The following is a 16,535-nucleotide window of genomic DNA, read 5'->3' as shown; positions in this document are numbered from 1 at the left end:
GATCAGCCGCTCTTCTCCCCGGCCGGGGCATCGGCGTCATCCGGTTTCCCGGCTCGGGAGGGGTTGTTGTCCGTGGCCTCGGGGGCCGGTTCGGTGACGACGTCGATCTGTTCGCCGAGGTAGCGCACGACGACGGCGACCATGGCGGCGACCGGGACGGCGAGGAAGGCGCCGACGATGCCGTAGAGCGAGCCGCCCGCGGTCACCGCGAGCAGCACCACGACCGCGTGCAGCTTCATGCTGCGGCTCTGCAGCACCGGCTGCAGCACGTTCCCCTCGAGCTGCTGGACCGCGATGATGATGCCGAGCACGATGAGCGCGGTGGTGAAGCCGTTGCCGACCAGCGCGACCAGCACCGCCAGCGCGCCGGCGACGAAGGCGCCGACCACGGGCACGAAGCCGCCGATGAAGGTGAGCACGGCGAGCACCATGGCGAGCGGGACGCCGAGGATGACCAGGCCCGCGCCGATGAAGATCGCGTCGATCAGGCTGACCAGCGCCTGGGTGCGGATGAAGCCGCCGAGCGTGGTCCACATGCGGTTGAGGACTTCCTCGACGTGGCGCCCGCTGCGGCTGCCGAGCAGCAGGTGCAGCCAGGGCAGGAAGCGCGGCCCGTCCTTGATGAAGAAGAAGACCAGCACCAGCACCAGGAAGATGGCGATGAGCGCGGAGGTGGCGGTGGTGACGCCGGTGAAGACCCCGCCCGCGATCTGCTCGGCGCTGGACTGCAGCCGCTGCACGATGGCGTCGACCGCGGAGTCGAGCTGTTCGTCGCGGACCCGCAGCGGCGGGCCGCGCAGCCAGTCGCGCACCTGGTTGACGCCCTCGGTGGACTTGTCGGCCAGATCGGGGGCCTGGTCGGCGACCGAGGGGACGATCAGCGCGACCACCCCGGCGAGCGCGCCGATGAAGCCGAGCAGCGAGAGCGTGGCGGCGAGCGCGGGCCGCAGCCCGTGGTTGACCATCCAGCGGGTCGGCGGCCACAGCACGGTGGCCACGACGATGGCCATGGCCACCGGAAGCAGGATCACCCACAGCTTGGCGATGAGGTAGCCGAGCACCCAGGCGCCCGCGGCGACCGCGACCAGGCACAGCGACCACTTGGCCAGCCAGAGGAACCCGCGCCCGATCACCTCGCCCCGGTCACGGGCCTCGGGGGGCTTGGGTTTGGTGCCGTGCTCGACGGCGTCGTCCGCGCTCACGCGGCCAGTTTCGCACGACGGGGCGCGAATCCGCGCTCGCCCGGGTGGGGTTGTCCGATCACGGGTGCCGCGATGCCCGTTGCCGGGGAGCGCAAACGTGACCGATCCGGCGAGAAGAGCACGCGCGCATCGGCTTCCGTCCGATGTGGGGCACGCCACGCCGGGACCGGGTTTGGCGATTCCGACGGGATTGACGGAAAAATTGCAGGGCAATCTCGAAGCAGGCCGGGCGGTGTCCCGGCACCGGGCCGTGCGGGCCCGGCGGAACCTGGAAGGGAGTGGGAGGAATGGCGCGCCGGGAAGCGGAGTTGGTGGCGGCATTCGTCCGCTTGGCGGACACGCTCGTCGACGATTACGACCCGATGGATCTGGTCCAGTACCTGCTGGATCGAGCCGTCGAGCTGCTACCGCCCGCCGACAACGGCGCGGTGCTGCTGGTGGACGAGCACGGCGACCTGCAGGTCTTCGCCTCGACCGACGAGACGGCGCGCTGGCTGGAGCTGCTGCAGCTGCAGTCCCGCAACGGCCCGTGCCTGCAGTCCTACCGGACCGCGGAGCGCGTGGTCACCGAGGATCTGCGCCGCGACGAGGCGCGCTGGCCGGAGTTCGCGGCCACCGCCTACCAGCAGGGGTTCCGTTCGGTCTACGCGCTGCCGATGCGGCTGCGTGACGAGCGCCTCGGCGCGATGAACCTGTTCAGCTCCGATGCCGAGGCGCACCTGTCCGACGACGACCTCGCGGTGGGGCAGGCGCTGGCCGACATCGCGACGATCGCGCTGCTGCGGGCCAGGCAGCTGGCCGACACCAGGACGGTGAACAACCAGCTGCAGCACGCGCTGCAGTCGCGGATCGTGATCGAGCAGGCCAAGGGCGTGCTCTCGGCGCAGGGCGAGCTGCACCCGGAGACGGCGTTCGCGGCGCTGCGCGGCTATGCCCGCCACCATCGGCGCAGGCTGCCCGAGCTCTCGCGCGAGGTGGTGGAGCGGTCGGTGGACGCCGCGGCGGTGCTGGCCTTCGCCGGGGCCCGCTCGGGTGAGCGTTAGTCGGGCTCGGCTCCGTCGGCGCGTTCGTGCACGGTGAGCAGCAGGTGGTCGAACCTGGTGCGCAGCTGCACGTCGGTGTCGGCGGTGGCGGTGAGCTCGGCGATCAGCCGGGCGGCGAGGGTGCGGAGTTTGACGTTGGTCTCCTGGGAGCGCCAGGCCAGTACCCGGAAGGCCTGGTCGGCGCTGATCCCGTAGACCAGCATCATGGCGCCCTTGACCTGTTCGATGGCGGCGCGCGATTCGTAGAGTTCGGGCAGCACCCCGTCCAGGGTGGCCTTGCGGCTCTCGGCGAAGGTGTCGGTGACGTCGATGTAGTAGCCGCTGGTGCCGAGCACGGCGCCGTCGTCGTCGAGCATGTAGTCGCCGACGACGAGGACGTGGCGCACCGCGCCCGCCCGGTCGACGATGCGGTGGCTGCTGCAGAACGGCTCGCCGGTGTCGACGGTGCGGGCGATGGTGGCGGCGACCTGCTCGCGGTCGTCGGGGTGTTTGTGCGCGAGCAGCAGGTCGGTGGTGGCCTGCACGGTGCCCTTGGCGTAGCCGTGCATGGCGGCGACCTCGTCGGACCATTCCCAGCGCTGGTCGGCGAGCCAGAACCGGAAACCGCCCGCGACCTGCCTGCGGCCCCCGGCCAGCAGGTCGGCGCCGCCGGGCAGCCCGGCCTCGGCCTCGGGCGCGCGCAGCTGGGCGCCGAGCACGACGGCATCACTGTTCGCCTGGTCCATACCCCTACCTCTTCCGACGAAATGATTCGCCGCAGGCCACCGGGGTCTGGGGTAGCGCGTGACGCCGTCCAGAATATCGAATGCCGGTGGCGGGCCGGTTGCGGGGGCACCGGTGTTGATCTTGAAACCGGCCGGTACTTCCGATCGGGGTGATCGCACCGGCCGCGGCGGGGCCGCGCCGGATGGTAGGAAAGGGGACGTGTCCGCACCTGGCGATCCCTCCGGCCCCCGTCCCGACTCCAGCGCCGTCGCCGAGGTCGTCGATCTGGTCAGCGCGCTGATCCGGTTCGACACCTCGAACACCGGTGAGCTGGCCACCACCAAGGGCGAGGCCGAGTGCGCGCGGTGGGTGATCGAGCAGCTCGAGGAGGTCGGCTACACCACCGAGTACGTGGAGTCCGGCGCGCCGGGCCGCGGCAACGTCTTCGCCCGGCTGCCCGGCGCCGACTCCTCGCGGGGTGCGCTGCTGCTGCACGGCCACCTGGACGTGGTGCCCGCCGAGGCGGCGGACTGGAGCGTGCACCCGTTCTCCGGCGCGGTCCGCGACGGCTACGTGTGGGGGCGCGGCGCGGTCGACATGAAGGACATGGTCGGCATGTCGCTCGCGCTGGCCAGGCAGTTCCGCCGCGAGGGGACGGTGCCGCCGCGCGATATCGTCTTCGCCTTCCTGGCCGACGAGGAGAACGGCGGCCGGTGGGGCTCGCAGTGGCTGGTGGAGCACCGCCCGGACCTGTTCGACGGCATCACCGAGGCGGTCGGCGAGGTCGGCGGCTTCTCGCTGACGGTGCCGCGCCCGGATGGCACCGACCGCCGCCTGTACCTGGTGGAGACCGCGGAGAAGGGGTTGGGCTGGATGCGGCTGCGCGCCAAGGCGCGCGCGGGCCACGGCTCGTTCCTGCACGAGGACAACGCGGTGACCATCCTGGCCAGGGCGGTGGCGCGGCTGGGCACGCACACCTTCCCGCTGGTGGTCTCGGATTCGGTGGCGGAGTTCCTGGCGGCGGTCTCGCAGGAGAGCGGGCTGGAGTTCGATCCGGCGGGCCCCGACATCGAGGGCAGGCTGGCCAAGCTGGGCACGATCTCCCGGATCATCGGCGCGACGCTGCGCGACACCGCGAACCCGACCATGCTGAGCGCCGGGTACAAGGCGAACGTGATCCCGCAGACCGCGGAGGCGGTGGTGGACTGCCGGGTGGTGCCGGGGCGCCAGGCCGAGTTCGAGCGCGAGGTGGACGAGCTGATCGGCCCGGATGTGGAGCGGGAGTGGATCACCAAGCTCGACTCCTACGAGACCACCTTCGACGGGCACCTGGTGGACGCGATGAACGCGGCGGTGCTGGCGCACGACCCGAACGGGCGCACGGTGCCCTACATGCTCTCCGGCGGTACCGACGCCAAGGCCTTCGCCAAGCTCGGGATCCGCTGCTTCGGGTTCGCGCCGCTGCGGCTGCCGCCGGAGCTGGATTTCACGGCGCTGTTCCACGGCGTGGACGAGCGGGTGCCGGTGGAGTCGCTCGAATTCGGCACCCGGGTGCTGGAACACTTCCTGCTGCACAGCTGAACCGAACCGAGAGAGGACCCATGACCCACAACCCGTACGACGCGCTGCCCGACGTCCCGTCCTTCACCGTCACCTCCGACGACGTCGCCGACGGGGAGAAGTTCGGCAACGACCAGGTGAGCGGGGTGTTCGGGGCAGGCGGCCGGGACATCTCGCCGCAGCTGTCGTGGTCCGGCTTCCCCGAGGGGACCAAGAGCTTCGCGGTCACCGTCTACGACCCGGACGCCCCGACCGCGTCCGGGTTCTGGCACTGGGCGGTGGCCGACATCCCGGCGGGCACCACCTCGCTCCCGTCGGGGGCGGGCAGCGGCGAGGAGGGCGGGGCGATCCCGACCGGGGCGATCACGCTGCGCAACGACGGCGGGGTCGCCGGCTACATCGGTGCGGCCCCGCCGGAGGGGCACGGCCCGCACCGCTACTTCATCGTGGTGCACGCCGTCGACGTGGAGAGCCTCGGCATCCCGCCGGAGGCGAGCCCGGCGTTCCTCGGCTTCAACCTGTTCAGCCACACCCTGGCCCGCGCCACCCTGGTCGCCACCTACGAGCAGTAGGCCCGCGCGCACGAGAACGGCCCCGGACGCGCTGTCCGGGGCCGTTTCTCGCCCGTGGCTAGACCGCGACGACGCGCCCGCCCGGCTCGGGGCCGTAGAGCGCGGTGATCTCGGCGGCGTAGGCCTTCGCGATCGGCACCCGCTTGAGCGACATCTTCGGTGTGAGCTCCTCGCCGCCGGGCTCCCAGACGCGGTCGACGATGGTGAAGCGCTTGATCTGCTCCACCCGGGACAGCTTCTTGTTGCCCTCGGCGACGGCGGCGCGCACCTCGTCGACGATCTCGGTGCGGGCCACGAGCGCGGGCAGCTCCTCGCCGGTGGCCTCGAGGTCCTTGGCGCGCAGGGCGAGCACGTCGGGGTCGACCATGATCAGCGCGGTGATGTAGGGCCTGGCGTCGCCGATGGCGACGATCTGCCCGACCAGCGAGCTGGCGGCCTTGACGGCGTTCTCGATATTGGAGGGGGCGATGTTCTTGCCCGCCTCGTTGATGATGAGTTCCTTCTTGCGGTCGATGATCCGCAGGTAGCCGTCGTCGTCGAGGCTGCCGACGTCGCCGGTGTGCAGCCAGCCGTCGGGGTCGATGGCCTCGGCGGTCTTGTCGGGCATGTTGCGGTAGCCGCGGGTGACGATCGGGCCGCGGATCAGCACCTCGCCGTCCTCGGCGAGCTTGAGCTCGACGCCGTCGACGGCGCGCCCGACCGAGCCGGGGCGCGGGTTGTCCAGGTCGGTGAAGGTGCCGACGCCGGTGGTCTCCGACATCCCCCACACCTCGCTGACCACGAACCCGAGCCCGAGGTAGTACTCCAGGGTCTCCGGCGGGATGGGGGCGGCGCCGGAGGAGGCGACGCGCAGCTGGTCGAGCCCGAGCGCGGCGCGCAGCTTGGACAGCACCAGCTTGTCGGCGAGCGCGTGCTGGGCCTTCAGCACCGGCGAGCGGCCCTTGCCGCTGAGATCGGCCCGCGCGGCGGCGATCCCGGTCCTGATCGCCCAGTCGGCGAGCGAGCGCTTGACCGGGCTCGGCTCGGCGGCGAGCTTGCCCTCGACCCCGGCCTTGATCTTCTGCCACACCCGCGGCACGCCGAAGAAGGTGGTGGGGCGGGCGTCGGGCAGCGCGGCGGCGATCTCGCGCGGGTCCGGCACCGTGGTGATCTGCACGCCGGTGAGCAGGCTGATCGAGTGCCCGGAGATGCGGTCGGCGACGTGCGCGGCGGGCAGGTAGGAGACGGCGCGGTCGTCGAAGCCGACCTTCAGCGGCCCGCTGAGCAGCGCGATGATCTGGGCGAGGACGTTGCGGTGGCTGATCTCCACGCCCTTGGAGGGGCCGGTGGTGCCGGAGGTGTAGATGAGGGTGGCGAGGTCGTCGGCGCGCACGGCCTGCCAGGCGGCGTCGAAGTCGAAGTCGAAGTCGGGTTTCGGGTTCGCCTCCAGGTCGGCGAGGGTGATCGCCCCGGTGGCCGGGCCGTCGACGACGATCAGGTGCTCGACCTCGGCCTGCACGGCGGTGATGATCGGCAGGAACGCCTGCTCGGTGATGACGACCCGGTTGCCCGCGTTGCCGAACTGGTGCGCGATCTGCTCGGTGGAGCTGGTGTTGTAGACCGAGAACGGGGTGGCGCCCAGGTGCAGCGCGGCGGTGTCGACCAGGTTGAACTCGGGCCGGTTGGTGAGCATGATGCCGACGGTGTCGCCGTGGCCGACGCCGAGCTGGGCGAGCCCGGCGGCGAGCACCCGCACCCGTTCGGCGTACTGGCCCCAGGTGATCTCCTGGGTTCCGCCGACGGTGCGCAGCGCCACCTGCCCGGGGCGCAGCTTCACGGTCTCCTGGAAGGCGGCGGGCACGGTGTAGACGGTGGTGCCCGATTCGTGGGCGAAGCCGATGTCCGGTGTTGTCATAGTCGTTTGTCCCGATCGTCGAGCGTGGCCACACGCTGCCCTGACAGAATGGCGATGATCGTATGTCACCGTGTCAGCCGGCAGGGTGCGCAGAAGTGCTGTGGGTCACGTCGATCGTAGCGAAACGCCCGCCCGGAACGTCCGGATTCGGGTTTCTACTCGGGCAGCAGGTGCCCCCGCCTGGTCCGCTTCGCCGCCAGGTACCGGCGGGCGGCGTCCGAGCGCGGCACGGTGTGCAGCGCGACCCGCTCCACCGCGATCCCGGCCGCGCGCACGGCGGCGACCTTGTCCGGGTTGTTGGTCATGAGCCGCACCGCGCTCAGCCCGAGCCCGGCCAGCCCGAGCGCGGCGACCTCGAAATCCCGTGCGTCCTCGCGCAATCCGAGCCGGTGGTAGCTGTCGTAGGTGTCCAGGCCGGTCCGCTGCCCGAGCCCGATTCCGCGGGCCTTGTTCCGCAGCCCGGCCCCGCGCCCCTCCTGCTCGAGGTAGATCAGAACCCCGGCCCCCTCGTCCTGGATGGCGTCCATGGCGGCCTGCAGCTCGGGGCCGCAGTCGCAGTCCTCGAAGCCGAGCACGTCGCCGTAGAGGCAGCGCGAGTGCAGGCGGACCAGGCAGCCGTCGGTGAGGGTGCCGAAGATCAGCAGGTGCCCGCCGTCGACGGCGTCGGCGAGTTCGACGACTCGGACGGCGAGTTCGCGCCCGCGGCGCGAGCTCCGATGGGCGGCGTCGAACTGGCCGGGCGCGATCGTGGTCAAATGAGCTTCCTCCGAAGCGGGTGTCGGTCTCGCGGGGCCGCGTGGACCGGCTCAAAGTACCTCAGTCCGCGGCGCGGGGCCGGTCCACCATCCGGTCGATCGCGGCCTTGTACGGCATCGCCTCGGGGACATCGCCCGCGAGCGCCTGCGTCGCCGCCATGGCCGCGCACACCCAGGCGAAATCCGGGTGCCCGCCGGTGACGACCAACTGGTAGGCGAGCGCGCCGCAGAAGGCGGCGTGCGCGCCGGGCGCGTCGCGCAGCACGGCGCGGCGCGGCCGGTCGATGTCGAGGTCGCCGTGCGCGCCGCGCAGCCTGCAGGCGAAGCCCTCGATCGCGCAGACGGTCCGCACGCCGAGCGCGAGCAGTTGCAGCGCCACCTCGCCGTCGAAGTCGCGGACCGGGCGGTTGTCGTCGGGCCAGTCGTCGGCCGAGACCAGCCGGTCGAGTTCGCGCGGGTTGCCGACGACGAAGTCGACGCCGTCGAGGAACTGGTAGAGGCTGGCGGGGCGGCGCGGCGGCGGCGCGGCGTGCAGGACGACGAAGGGCGGGCGCGGCACGCTGCGCAGCACGGCCAGCGCCTGTTCGACCACGGGCAGCGGCGATTCCAGGGTCAGCACGACCACGTCGGAGCTGACGAGCGCGGCGGCGACGGCGGGGGCGAGCAGGTCCTGGGGGGCGAGCTGGACCCGGTCGCCGTCGGCGCCGATGGTGAACGCGGCGCCCTGCCGGGTGACGATCAGCGCCGCGACCTCGGTGGCGTGCCCGGCCACGGTCCGGACGAAGGTGGTGTCGACGTCCTCGTCGGCGAGCCGGGCCAGGATCCGCCTGCCCGCGTCGTCGTCGCCGATCGCGGCGAGCAGCCGCGCCTCCATGCCGAGCCGGGCCGCGGCGACGGCGCGGTTGAGCCCCTTGCCGCCGATGCGCTCCTCGAACCGGCCGCGGACCGAGATGCCCTCGGCGGGGAGCCGGTCGGTGCGGTAGAGGTGGTCGACGACGGCGTTGCCGAGCACGGTGACGGTGCCCGCGGAGCCGTAGCTCGCGACGAGTTCGTCGGCCTGCTCGGAGACCCCGGGCAGCAGCGGGCCCTTGCCGTTGCGGGCGAGGTCGTCGACGAGTTCGGCGGCCAGCGCGGTGAAGGCGCGCTGCTCGGGGGTGACGCGCAGGGTGCGCACGCTGGGCGCCGACGGCACCGGGCGGGCGCCGAGCGCGGCGTGCAGCAACTGCCAGGCCTCGGTCAGGTAGACGCGGCGTTCGCCGAGGTCGGCGGCGTAGAGGCGGGCGGTGTCGACCTCGGCCGCGCCCGGCTCGATCAGCCCGAGCGCGAGCGCGGCGTCGACGACGAGCCGGTCGGTGGGGGAGAGGCGGCGGGCGACCTCCCTGACCACGGGCAGCACCGCCTCGGCGGAGTCGATGCCCGCCTGCCTGGCGTAGGTGCGCACGGCCGGAAGCCGCAGCAGCGGTTCGACGTCGATCTCGGTGGTGCGGACCCGTTCGGCGCTGAGCCCGGACCGCTTGCCGAGCCGGGTGAGGATCTGTCGGACAGCGACCACCTGTCCGTCGACCGGCCCGCTCACCGCGCTCACCTCCCGCCACCGCGCCTCCAACATACAGTGCCATTTGCCGTCGCGCGCGCGCTCGCGGGCGGGCAAACAGGTCGCGAATCGGCAACGACTGCCAATTATCCTCCCGCGCAGCCGGATTCCCGCTGTCCATCCGGCATGACAGCAGGTTTACGCCACTGTTCACCTGTCAATTCCCATGACTCGTTGGCAATTGACCGCTTTCCGCGGCAACTGTCACACTGGGATCGGCTCCTCCCGTCGGGGAAGAGGCCCGGAGGGGCCGGCGAGGAGGGATCATGCCAATCCGCGTCACCGAATCGGACATGACCAGCGACGTCTCCCCGGAGTACGCGTACCTGGTGTCTTCCGGGGGAGCTGCCGCGTGGCGGTTGAGCTGGCTGCCGGAGCGCCCGCTCACCCGCGAGCAGGCCATGGCGGGGATGGAGCTGGACGCGCTGGTGTCCGATCCCGCGCTGGTCGGCGACCCGATGGCGTTCGCGCTGATGCAGGAGCGGGCGCACCGCCTCGGCATGGTGTTCGCCCAGGCACTGCTGCTGCTGGCCACGCGGATGGCGGCCAGGACGGCGCGCGCGGGCGCCGAGATCACGCCCGGCGAGCCCGCCGAGGGGGCGCGGGGCGGCGACATCGGGGTGCCGCGGAAGGTCCGCAGGCACGACCGGGCGCCCGGGCCGCAGTACCTGACCGGCCCGCTTCCGCACACCGAGCCGCCGGTGGTCTCGCCCTGACTCAGGCCGAGGTGACGTGCTCGGCGCCGACGGCCTCGGACAGCTCCCGGTAGCCTGCGGCGCGCAGCCGCGCGGCGATCCCGCGGTGGATGCGCCGCGCCCAGAACGGCCCGCCGTAGATGAACCCGGTGTAGCCCTGCAGCAGGCTCGCCCCGGCCAGGATCCGCTCCCACGCCTGATCCACGGTCTCGATCCCGCCCACCGAGACCAGCACCAGCTGCCCGCCGACGCGCCGGTAGAGCCTGCGCAGCACCTCGAGCGAGCGGTCGGCGACCGGCGGCCCGGACAGCCCACCGGCCCCGCAGGCCTCGACCTGCCCGGCCGGGGTGGCCAGCCCGGCGCGCCCGATGGTGGTGTTGGTGGCGACGATCCCGGCCAGCCCGAGCTCGAGCGCGAGATCGGCGACGGCGTCGATGTCGTCGTCGGACAGGTCGGGGGCGATCTTGACCAGGACCGGGACGGTGACGGTGTCGAGCACGGCGCGCAGCAGCGGCCGCAGCGACGCCACGGCCTGCAGGTCGCGCAGCCCGGGGGTGTTGGGCGAGCTGACATTGACGACGACGAAGTCGGCGTGCGGGCCGAGCAGCGCGGCGCTGGTGGCGTAGTCGGCGGCGGCCTCCGCGGCCGGGGTGGCCTTGGTCTTGCCGATATTGGCGCCGATGGGCACGCCGGGGCGGCGCCCGCGCAACCGGTCGGCCGCGCGGGCGGCGCCGTCGTTGTTGAACCCCATCCGGTTGATCAGGGCACGATCGGCGGGCAGCCGGAACAGCCGGGGGGCCGGGTTGCCGGGTTGGGCGTGCGCGGTGACGGTGCCGATCTCGGCGAAGCCGAACCCGAGCGGGGTCCAGGCCCCGACCCCGTCGGCGTTCTTGTCGAACCCGGCCGCGAGCCCGAGCGGGGCGGGGAACCGCACCCCGAAGGCGGTGGTGCCCAGGATCGGGTCACGCACGGCGAGGACCCGGTGCAGCACCGCGCGCAGCGGCGGGATCCGGGTCGCCCACCGCATGAGCGCGAAGGCGGTGTGGTGGGCCCGCTCCGGCGGAAGCAGGAACATCAGGCGCAGCAGCAGGCCGTACATCAGATCCCCGGTTCGGACTCGGGTAGCGCGGCGTTGCGGCGCCTGCGCAGCAGCACGCGGCGGCTGCCGTCGGTGTAGGCGCGGACCCGGGACAGCTCCCAGCCGCCGTACTCGGCCTGGATGGCCAGCCGCATGGAGGCCGTCACCCTGGTGACCTCGGGGGGCAGCCGCAGCGGCACGTACTCGTAGTCGTCGCCGCTGGTCTCCCAGCCCGCGGGGAGCGCGGTTCGCGAACTCCGATGCTTCGGCGCCATCACTGACCTCTCTTCCGATCCGTCGCGGCGATCCGCTGGACGCCGCCGCCTGCGGCCGAGGCCACGAACAGGTCGCCGGTGCCCGCGTCGACGGCGAGCGCGTCCGGCTGCCGGACCGTCGGACGACGGTCCACCTCCACCGGTATCCCGGTGCCGAGATCGAATCCGACGACCTCGTTGCTCTGCGTGCACGACACCCACACGGTGTCCGACCCGGCGTCGTAGGCGACTGCGTAGGGCGAGGAGCCTACCGGGAAGCGCTGCCGCAGCACGAGCGGCGCGGTGGTGTAGACCAGCAGTTCCCCGTGCTCGGGGTCGGTGACCAGGACCCGTCCCTGCGCATCGGCGATCAGGGTGGTGGCGCCGTCCCCGGCGCGCAGCCGCAGCCCGAGCCGGTCGGCGCCGGTGTCGAGCTCGGCGATCAGGCTCTGGTGCCGGTCCAGCACGGCGACCTCGCCGCCGATGACGGCGAGCGCGTCGGCGGTGACCAGCCCGTCCGCGGCGGCGCGGACGGCGCCGTCCGGGCCGAGGGTGCGGACCTGCCCGTCGGCGGTGCCGACGACCAGGGTGCCGTCCGGGCCGGGGGAGACGCTGCGCACGTCACCGTCGACCGGCACCTCGGTGCTCGCCCCGGTGGCGGGCTCGACCCGCACCACCGCGCCGGGCACCGCGGCCAGCAGCTCGCCCGGGCGGCCGGGCACCAGCGCGGCGGCCGCCCCGGGCAGGGTGAGCGTGCGGGCGACCGCGACCGGGTCGTCGGCGGGGTCGAGCACGTCGAGCCTGGTGCCCGCGGCGGCGGCGAGCAGCCCGCTGCCGGGTTCGGCGGCGAGCAGCGTGTAGGAGGAGCCCGCCAGCGCGGTACGCCCGGCGGGCGGGACCGCGGGCGCCGGAGCGGCGGCGGGGGTGGCCGGGACGCGGGTGGGGACGTCGGGGCCGGACCCGTCCCCCGAGCAGCCGGTGAGCAGGGCCAGCGCCACCAGCCCCGCCGCCAGCGAACCAACCGGACGCATCCGCCGCCCTCCCTTTCCACCGCTCACCTGCGACACCGCACCGGACCGAGCACTCACCCGGCGCGAAACGCCCGCCCCGCCGGGGCCGACATACGAGAAGACCGCATCGACCCATGATGACGCAACATCGCTGCGCCGGGCCCCGGCCGCGACGGTGTTTCGACCGTTCGCCCGGGGGTTACCGTCAAGGTGACCCCCACCGACCCAGGGAGACCCGGTTGCCGCCCGACCGATCATCCGGCTTCACCGTCGACGACCTCACCGTCGGCCCGTTCGCGCACGGCTTCGGAACCACCGCCGATGGCCACCCCTTCGCGTTCCGGACCGTCCGGTCCACTCTCTTCGTGGAAATATACCGGCACACCCCCGACCTGGCCGTTCCCGGCCCCGAGGACGTGCTCGCGGCCGCCGACACCCCCGTCACCGACATCGACCTCGACGACGCGCGCAGCGTCACCGCGCTCGTGCGCGACCTGCTGCCCGCCGCGACCCCGCTGCCCGGCGCCGCAGGCGGCGAACCCACGATCGTGCGCGCCCTTCTGGGACGGCTGGGGGCCGTCATCGACGGCCGCTGACCCCATACGGTATCCCTGTAGGTGATGCTTCCCACACCGCACCGCCCCATCCGCCGCGCGCTCGGCGCCGCGGCCGCCACCGCTGTCGTGTTCACCCTCGCCGCCTGCGGCGACGGCGTGGACGAGAGCGCCGTCGCCGCCGCCCGCTCCTCCGCCAACGCCGCGGTCACCTCCTCGATCGCCGCCACCTCCTCCGAGATCGCCAACCGGCACATCCCCACCGCGGCCGAGCTCGACGCCAGGATCAAGAGCGCGCTCGACCCCGCCCTGCCCGACGCCGAGCGCACCGCCCTGATCGAGGACGGCGACGCCTTCCGCGACGCCATCCCGGACATGTACAAGGCGCTGCAGGACAACCCGCGCGCCGTCTACGGCGTCACCGACCCGGTCTTCGACAACCGCGACGGCACCCTCACCGCCACCCTGCGCCTGGACAAGGACGGGACCGGCAGCAACATCCGCACCACCGTCGTGCACTTCGTCTACCTCGACGGTCAGTGGAAGATCTCGCGCACCGACCTGTGCGGCATCCTGCGCTCGGCCGACTACCGCACCCCCGCCTGCGGCTGAGGCGCGCGTGCTGCACTCCGGCTCCCTGCGGTGGGGCAGGTTCGTCTTCCGCCACCGCTTCGCGGTCCTCGCGCTGTGCGTGTTCGCCGTGCTCGTCACCGGCTGGTACGGCCGCGACCTCGGCGACCACCTGACCCAGGAGGGCTGGTTCGACGAGAGCAGCGAATCGGTCGCCGGATCGAAGATCGCCGACGACACCTTCGGCCGCGACACCGACAGCGACCTGATCCTGCTCTTCACCGCCCCCGCGGGCAGCACCGTCGACGACCCGCAGGTCCGCGGCCCGGTCACCGCCGCACTCACCGAACTCCGCGAACAGCACCCCGACCGGGTCGCCAAGATCGACAGCTACTGGGACAGCCCGTTCGCCGCCTCCGCCACCGACGAGACCCGCACCGTCGCCTTCGCCGTGGTCGGCCTGCGCGAACAGGGCACCGAGGCGATCGAGAACTTCCTCGCGCTCAAACCCGCGCTCGGCGCGAACGGCGACGGCACCGGCCCGGGCGGCACCACCGTGCAGCTGGCCGGGCTGCAACCGGTCGTCGAGGGCATCAACACCGGTATGCAGGACGACATCCGCCGCGCCGAGGTCATCGCGCTGCCCCTGGTCGCGATCCTGCTGTACTTCGTCTTCGGCGGCATCGTCGGCGCGCTGCTCCCGGTCCTGGTCGGCGGCATGACGATCCTGGCCGGGCAGGGCGTCATGCGCGGGCTCACCGACTACATCGACGTCAACGTCTTCGCGGGCGCCGTCGTCACCCTGGTCAGCCTCGGCCTCGCCATCGACTACGGCCTCTTCGCCGTCACCCGGTTCCGGGAGGAGCTCGCCGCGGGCCGCGACGTCGAGGAGGCGGTGGCCCGCACCGTCGCCACCGCCGGGCGCACCGTGCTCTTCTCCGCCCTGATCGTCGCGATCAGCCTCGGCGCGCTCTTCATCTACCCCAACGGGGTGCTGCGCTCGGTGCCCTACGGCGGCATCTCCTCGGTGCTGATCGCCGCCGCGCTCTCGGTGACCGCGCTGCCCGCGCTGCTCGGCATCGTCGGGCACCGCATCGACCTGTGGGGCTGGAAACGGTTCTCCCGCACCAAGACCGAGGCCCAGATCGACGCCGGGTTCTTCTCCCGGCTCGCGCTGTTCGCCATGCGCCGCCCGTGGCTGGTGATCGTGCCGGTGCTGCTCGGCATCGCGCTGCTCAGTGCCCCGTTCCGGCACATCGAGTTCGGCGGGCTCAGCGAACGCTACCTCGACCGCGAACACCCCGCCCGGGTCGCCCAGGAACGCTTCGACGAACTCTTCCCCGGGCTGCGGCTGGAACCGATCAAGCTCGTCGTCGTCGGCGCCGACCCGCAGCAGCTCGCCGACATCCGCTGGGCCGCCAACCAGGTCCCCGGCCTCACCGGCCGCTTCGAACCCGCCGCCGCCACCCGCGACGACGTCAACGTGCTCAGCGCCGGGCTGCGCGAGGACCGCGACGCCGACCGGGTGGTCCGCGCCCTGCGCGAGATCCCGCAACCCGACGGCGTCCGCCTGTACGTGGCCGGGGTGCCCGCCCTGGAACGCGACAGCATCAACGGCCTGCTGCGCGGGCTACCCTGGCTGGTGCTGATCCTGGTCAGCGCCTCCCTGGCCCTCATGTACGCCGCGTTCCGGTCGATGGTGCTCGCGGTGAAGGCGGTGGCGATGAGCGCGCTCAGCCTCGTCTCCACCCTCGGGCTGCTGACCTGGCTGTTCGTCCAGGGCCACGGCTCGGAGCTGCTGCGCTTCACCCCCGGCCCGCTCATGTTCGCGGCGCTGGTCCTCATCGTCTGCGTGATCTTCGGGCTCTCCACCGACTACGAGGTGTTCCTGCAGTCCCGGATGGCCGAGGCGCGCGCCGCGGGCGCCGACCCACCCGAGGCCATCCGCTACGGCATCGCCCACACCGGCGGGGTGATCACCTCGGCCGCGGCCATCCTCATCGTGGTCACCGGCGCGTTCGGCTTCTCCGACCTGGCGCTCATGAAGTACATCGCCTACGGCATGATCGCCGCGCTGGTCCTGGACGCCACCGTCATCCGGATGCTGCTCACCCCCGCGGTGCTGAAGCTGGTGTGGCGGCGCTGACCGCGCGCACCGGCAGCACCAGCTGCGCGCCGGTCACCGGGTGGTCGATCACCTCCACCGGGTGCCGGTACACGGCGCTGAGCAGCGCGGTGGTCAGCACCGCGCGCGGCGCCCCGTCGGCGGCCACCCTGCCGTCGTCGAGCACCGCCACCCGATCGGCGTAGGCGGCCGCGATGCCGAGGTCGTGCACCACGATCACCACCGCGGCACCGGCCCGCGCCCGGTCGCGGGCCAACCCCAGCACGGCCTCCTGATGCCCCAGGTCCAAGGCGGCGGTGGGCTCGTCGAGCAGCAGCGTCGCGGTGTCCTGGGCGAGCACCCTGGCCAGCGCGACCCGAGCCCGCTCGCCGCCGGACAGCGTCGGGAAGGCGCGCCCGGCCAGGTGGCCGACGTCGGCCGCGGCCAGCGCGGCCGCGATCGCCGCGTCGTCACCGCGGTCGCGGTCGGTGCCCGCCCACGGCGCCCGCCCCATCGCGACCACCTCGCGGGCGGTGAACGGGAACCCGACGGTGTGGCTCTGCGGCAGCACCGCGCGCCTGCGCGCCATGTCCAGCGTCGACCACGCCGTGACCGGGCTGCCGTCCAGCTCGACCGCGCCGGCGGTGGCGGGCAGCTCGCCCGCCAGCGCGGCCAGCAGCGTCGACTTACCGGCCCCGTTCGGGCCGACCAGGGCGACGACCTCCCCGGCGGCGACCTCGAAGTCCACCTCGCGCAGGATCTCCCGCGCGCCGCGGGCGACGGTGAGGCCGCGGGCGCGCAGGGTCACGGTGCCCGGCGCGGGGAGTGCGGGCAGCGGCCGCGAACGGCCGAGGAGACGGCCGACCGGTCCCGCCTTCACCGACCCGATGCCGCCGGAGCCGGGCTTCGCCGGGGCTGCGCTCGTCGGGTCGGTATGTCCCGGGC

16 protein-coding genes are annotated in these 16,535 nt (G+C 73.0%); 7 read left to right on the top strand and 9 right to left on the bottom strand.

From position 1 onward, the window contains the following. Positions 1-2: 2 nt before the first annotated feature. A complete protein-coding gene (locus ACFUUZ_RS05290; RefSeq protein ID WP_378692742.1) occupies positions 3-1,202 on the bottom strand; it encodes an AI-2E family transporter in 1,200 nt (399 codons plus the stop codon). A 287-nt stretch (positions 1,203-1,489) separates the two neighbouring features. Between ACFUUZ_RS05290 and ACFUUZ_RS05285 the strand changes: the two genes are divergently transcribed. Further along, positions 1,490-2,245: a GAF domain-containing protein gene (locus tag ACFUUZ_RS05285; RefSeq protein ID WP_378692740.1), complete on the top strand. Its 756-nt coding sequence runs from the start codon at positions 1,490-1,492 to the stop codon at positions 2,243-2,245. On the opposite strand, the gene ACFUUZ_RS05280 is transcribed toward ACFUUZ_RS05285, so the two are convergent. After that, positions 2,242-2,970, bottom strand: a complete 729-nt coding sequence (locus tag ACFUUZ_RS05280) for a PAS and ANTAR domain-containing protein (protein WP_378692738.1) — start codon at positions 2,968-2,970, stop codon at positions 2,242-2,244. The two genes, ACFUUZ_RS05285 and ACFUUZ_RS05280, sit on opposite strands and share 4 nt — an antisense overlap. A gap of 199 nt (positions 2,971-3,169) precedes the next feature. Here ACFUUZ_RS05280 and ACFUUZ_RS05275 point away from each other — a divergent pair, with 199 nt between their 5' ends. After that, the gene (locus ACFUUZ_RS05275) at positions 3,170-4,531 is read left to right on the top strand and encodes a M20/M25/M40 family metallo-hydrolase (protein ID WP_378692736.1); all 1,362 of its coding nucleotides are present in this window, start codon (positions 3,170-3,172) and stop codon (positions 4,529-4,531) included. Between the two features lie 20 nt (positions 4,532-4,551). After that, on the top strand, positions 4,552-5,082 hold the full coding sequence (locus ACFUUZ_RS05270; protein ID WP_378692734.1) for a YbhB/YbcL family Raf kinase inhibitor-like protein: 531 nt from the start codon (positions 4,552-4,554) through the stop codon (positions 5,080-5,082). 58 nt (positions 5,083-5,140) lie between these two features. Here ACFUUZ_RS05270 and ACFUUZ_RS05265 read toward each other — a convergent pair whose 3' ends face one another. From ACFUUZ_RS05265 to ACFUUZ_RS05255, 3 genes are all read right to left on the bottom strand, one after another. After that, positions 5,141-6,976, bottom strand: a complete 1,836-nt coding sequence (locus tag ACFUUZ_RS05265; protein WP_378692732.1) for an AMP-dependent synthetase/ligase — start codon at positions 6,974-6,976, stop codon at positions 5,141-5,143. A 155-nt stretch (positions 6,977-7,131) separates the two neighbouring features. Next, on the bottom strand, positions 7,132-7,731 hold the full coding sequence (gene ribA, locus ACFUUZ_RS05260; protein WP_378692731.1) for a GTP cyclohydrolase II RibA: 600 nt from the start codon (positions 7,729-7,731) through the stop codon (positions 7,132-7,134). A gap of 61 nt (positions 7,732-7,792) precedes the next feature. Beyond that, positions 7,793-9,307 carry a PfkB family carbohydrate kinase gene (locus ACFUUZ_RS05255; protein ID WP_378692729.1) on the bottom strand — a complete coding sequence of 505 codons (1,515 nt, stop codon included), beginning with the start codon at positions 9,305-9,307 and terminating at the stop codon, positions 7,793-7,795. 284 nt (positions 9,308-9,591) lie between these two features. On the opposite strand from ACFUUZ_RS05255, the gene ACFUUZ_RS05250 reads away from it, so the two are divergent. Beyond that, positions 9,592-10,041 (top strand): hypothetical protein, encoded by a 450-nt coding sequence (locus ACFUUZ_RS05250; RefSeq protein ID WP_378692727.1) that lies wholly within the window; start codon positions 9,592-9,594, stop codon positions 10,039-10,041. Position 10,042: 1 nt separating this feature from the next. Here ACFUUZ_RS05250 and ACFUUZ_RS05245 read toward each other — a convergent pair whose 3' ends face one another. From ACFUUZ_RS05245 to ACFUUZ_RS05235, 3 genes are read right to left on the bottom strand one after another with little or no spacing between them, the layout of a single operon-like run. Further along, positions 10,043-11,119 (bottom strand): quinone-dependent dihydroorotate dehydrogenase, encoded by a 1,077-nt coding sequence (locus tag ACFUUZ_RS05245; protein ID WP_378692725.1) that lies wholly within the window; start codon positions 11,117-11,119, stop codon positions 10,043-10,045. After that, positions 11,119-11,373, bottom strand: coding sequence for a DUF5703 family protein (locus ACFUUZ_RS05240; RefSeq protein ID WP_067651050.1), 255 nt, complete (start codon positions 11,371-11,373; stop codon positions 11,119-11,121). The genes ACFUUZ_RS05245 and ACFUUZ_RS05240 overlap by 1 nt, the downstream gene beginning before the upstream one ends. Beyond that, entirely contained in the window at positions 11,373-12,383 is a 1,011-nt protein-coding gene (locus ACFUUZ_RS05235) for a YncE family protein (RefSeq protein WP_378692723.1), read from the bottom strand. Before ACFUUZ_RS05235 ends, ACFUUZ_RS05240 begins: the two co-directional genes overlap by 1 nt. A gap of 218 nt (positions 12,384-12,601) precedes the next feature. On the opposite strand from ACFUUZ_RS05235, the gene ACFUUZ_RS05230 reads away from it, so the two are divergent. From ACFUUZ_RS05230 to ACFUUZ_RS05220, 3 genes are read left to right on the top strand one after another with little or no spacing between them, the layout of a single operon-like run. After that, on the top strand, positions 12,602-12,958 hold the full coding sequence (locus ACFUUZ_RS05230) for a hypothetical protein (protein WP_378692722.1): 357 nt from the start codon (positions 12,602-12,604) through the stop codon (positions 12,956-12,958). 24 nt (positions 12,959-12,982) lie between these two features. Continuing rightward, positions 12,983-13,528 (top strand): hypothetical protein, encoded by a 546-nt coding sequence (locus ACFUUZ_RS05225; protein ID WP_378692720.1) that lies wholly within the window; start codon positions 12,983-12,985, stop codon positions 13,526-13,528. Between the two features lie 7 nt (positions 13,529-13,535). Further along, the gene (locus ACFUUZ_RS05220; RefSeq protein ID WP_378692718.1) at positions 13,536-15,632 is read left to right on the top strand and encodes an MMPL family transporter; all 2,097 of its coding nucleotides are present in this window, start codon (positions 13,536-13,538) and stop codon (positions 15,630-15,632) included. On the opposite strand, the gene ACFUUZ_RS05215 is transcribed toward ACFUUZ_RS05220, so the two are convergent. After that, entirely contained in the window at positions 15,595-16,470 is an 876-nt protein-coding gene (locus ACFUUZ_RS05215) for a heme ABC transporter ATP-binding protein (protein ID WP_378692908.1), read from the bottom strand. The genes ACFUUZ_RS05220 and ACFUUZ_RS05215 overlap by 38 nt on opposite strands. Between the last annotated feature and the right edge of the window lie 65 nt (positions 16,471-16,535).

Source organism: Nocardia sp. NPDC057353, from assembly GCF_042667085.1.
Lineage (GTDB): Bacteria > Actinomycetota > Actinomycetes > Mycobacteriales > Mycobacteriaceae > Nocardia.
Note: the sequence above shows the minus strand (reverse complement) of the source record. Positions and strands in the feature narration are given on the sequence as shown.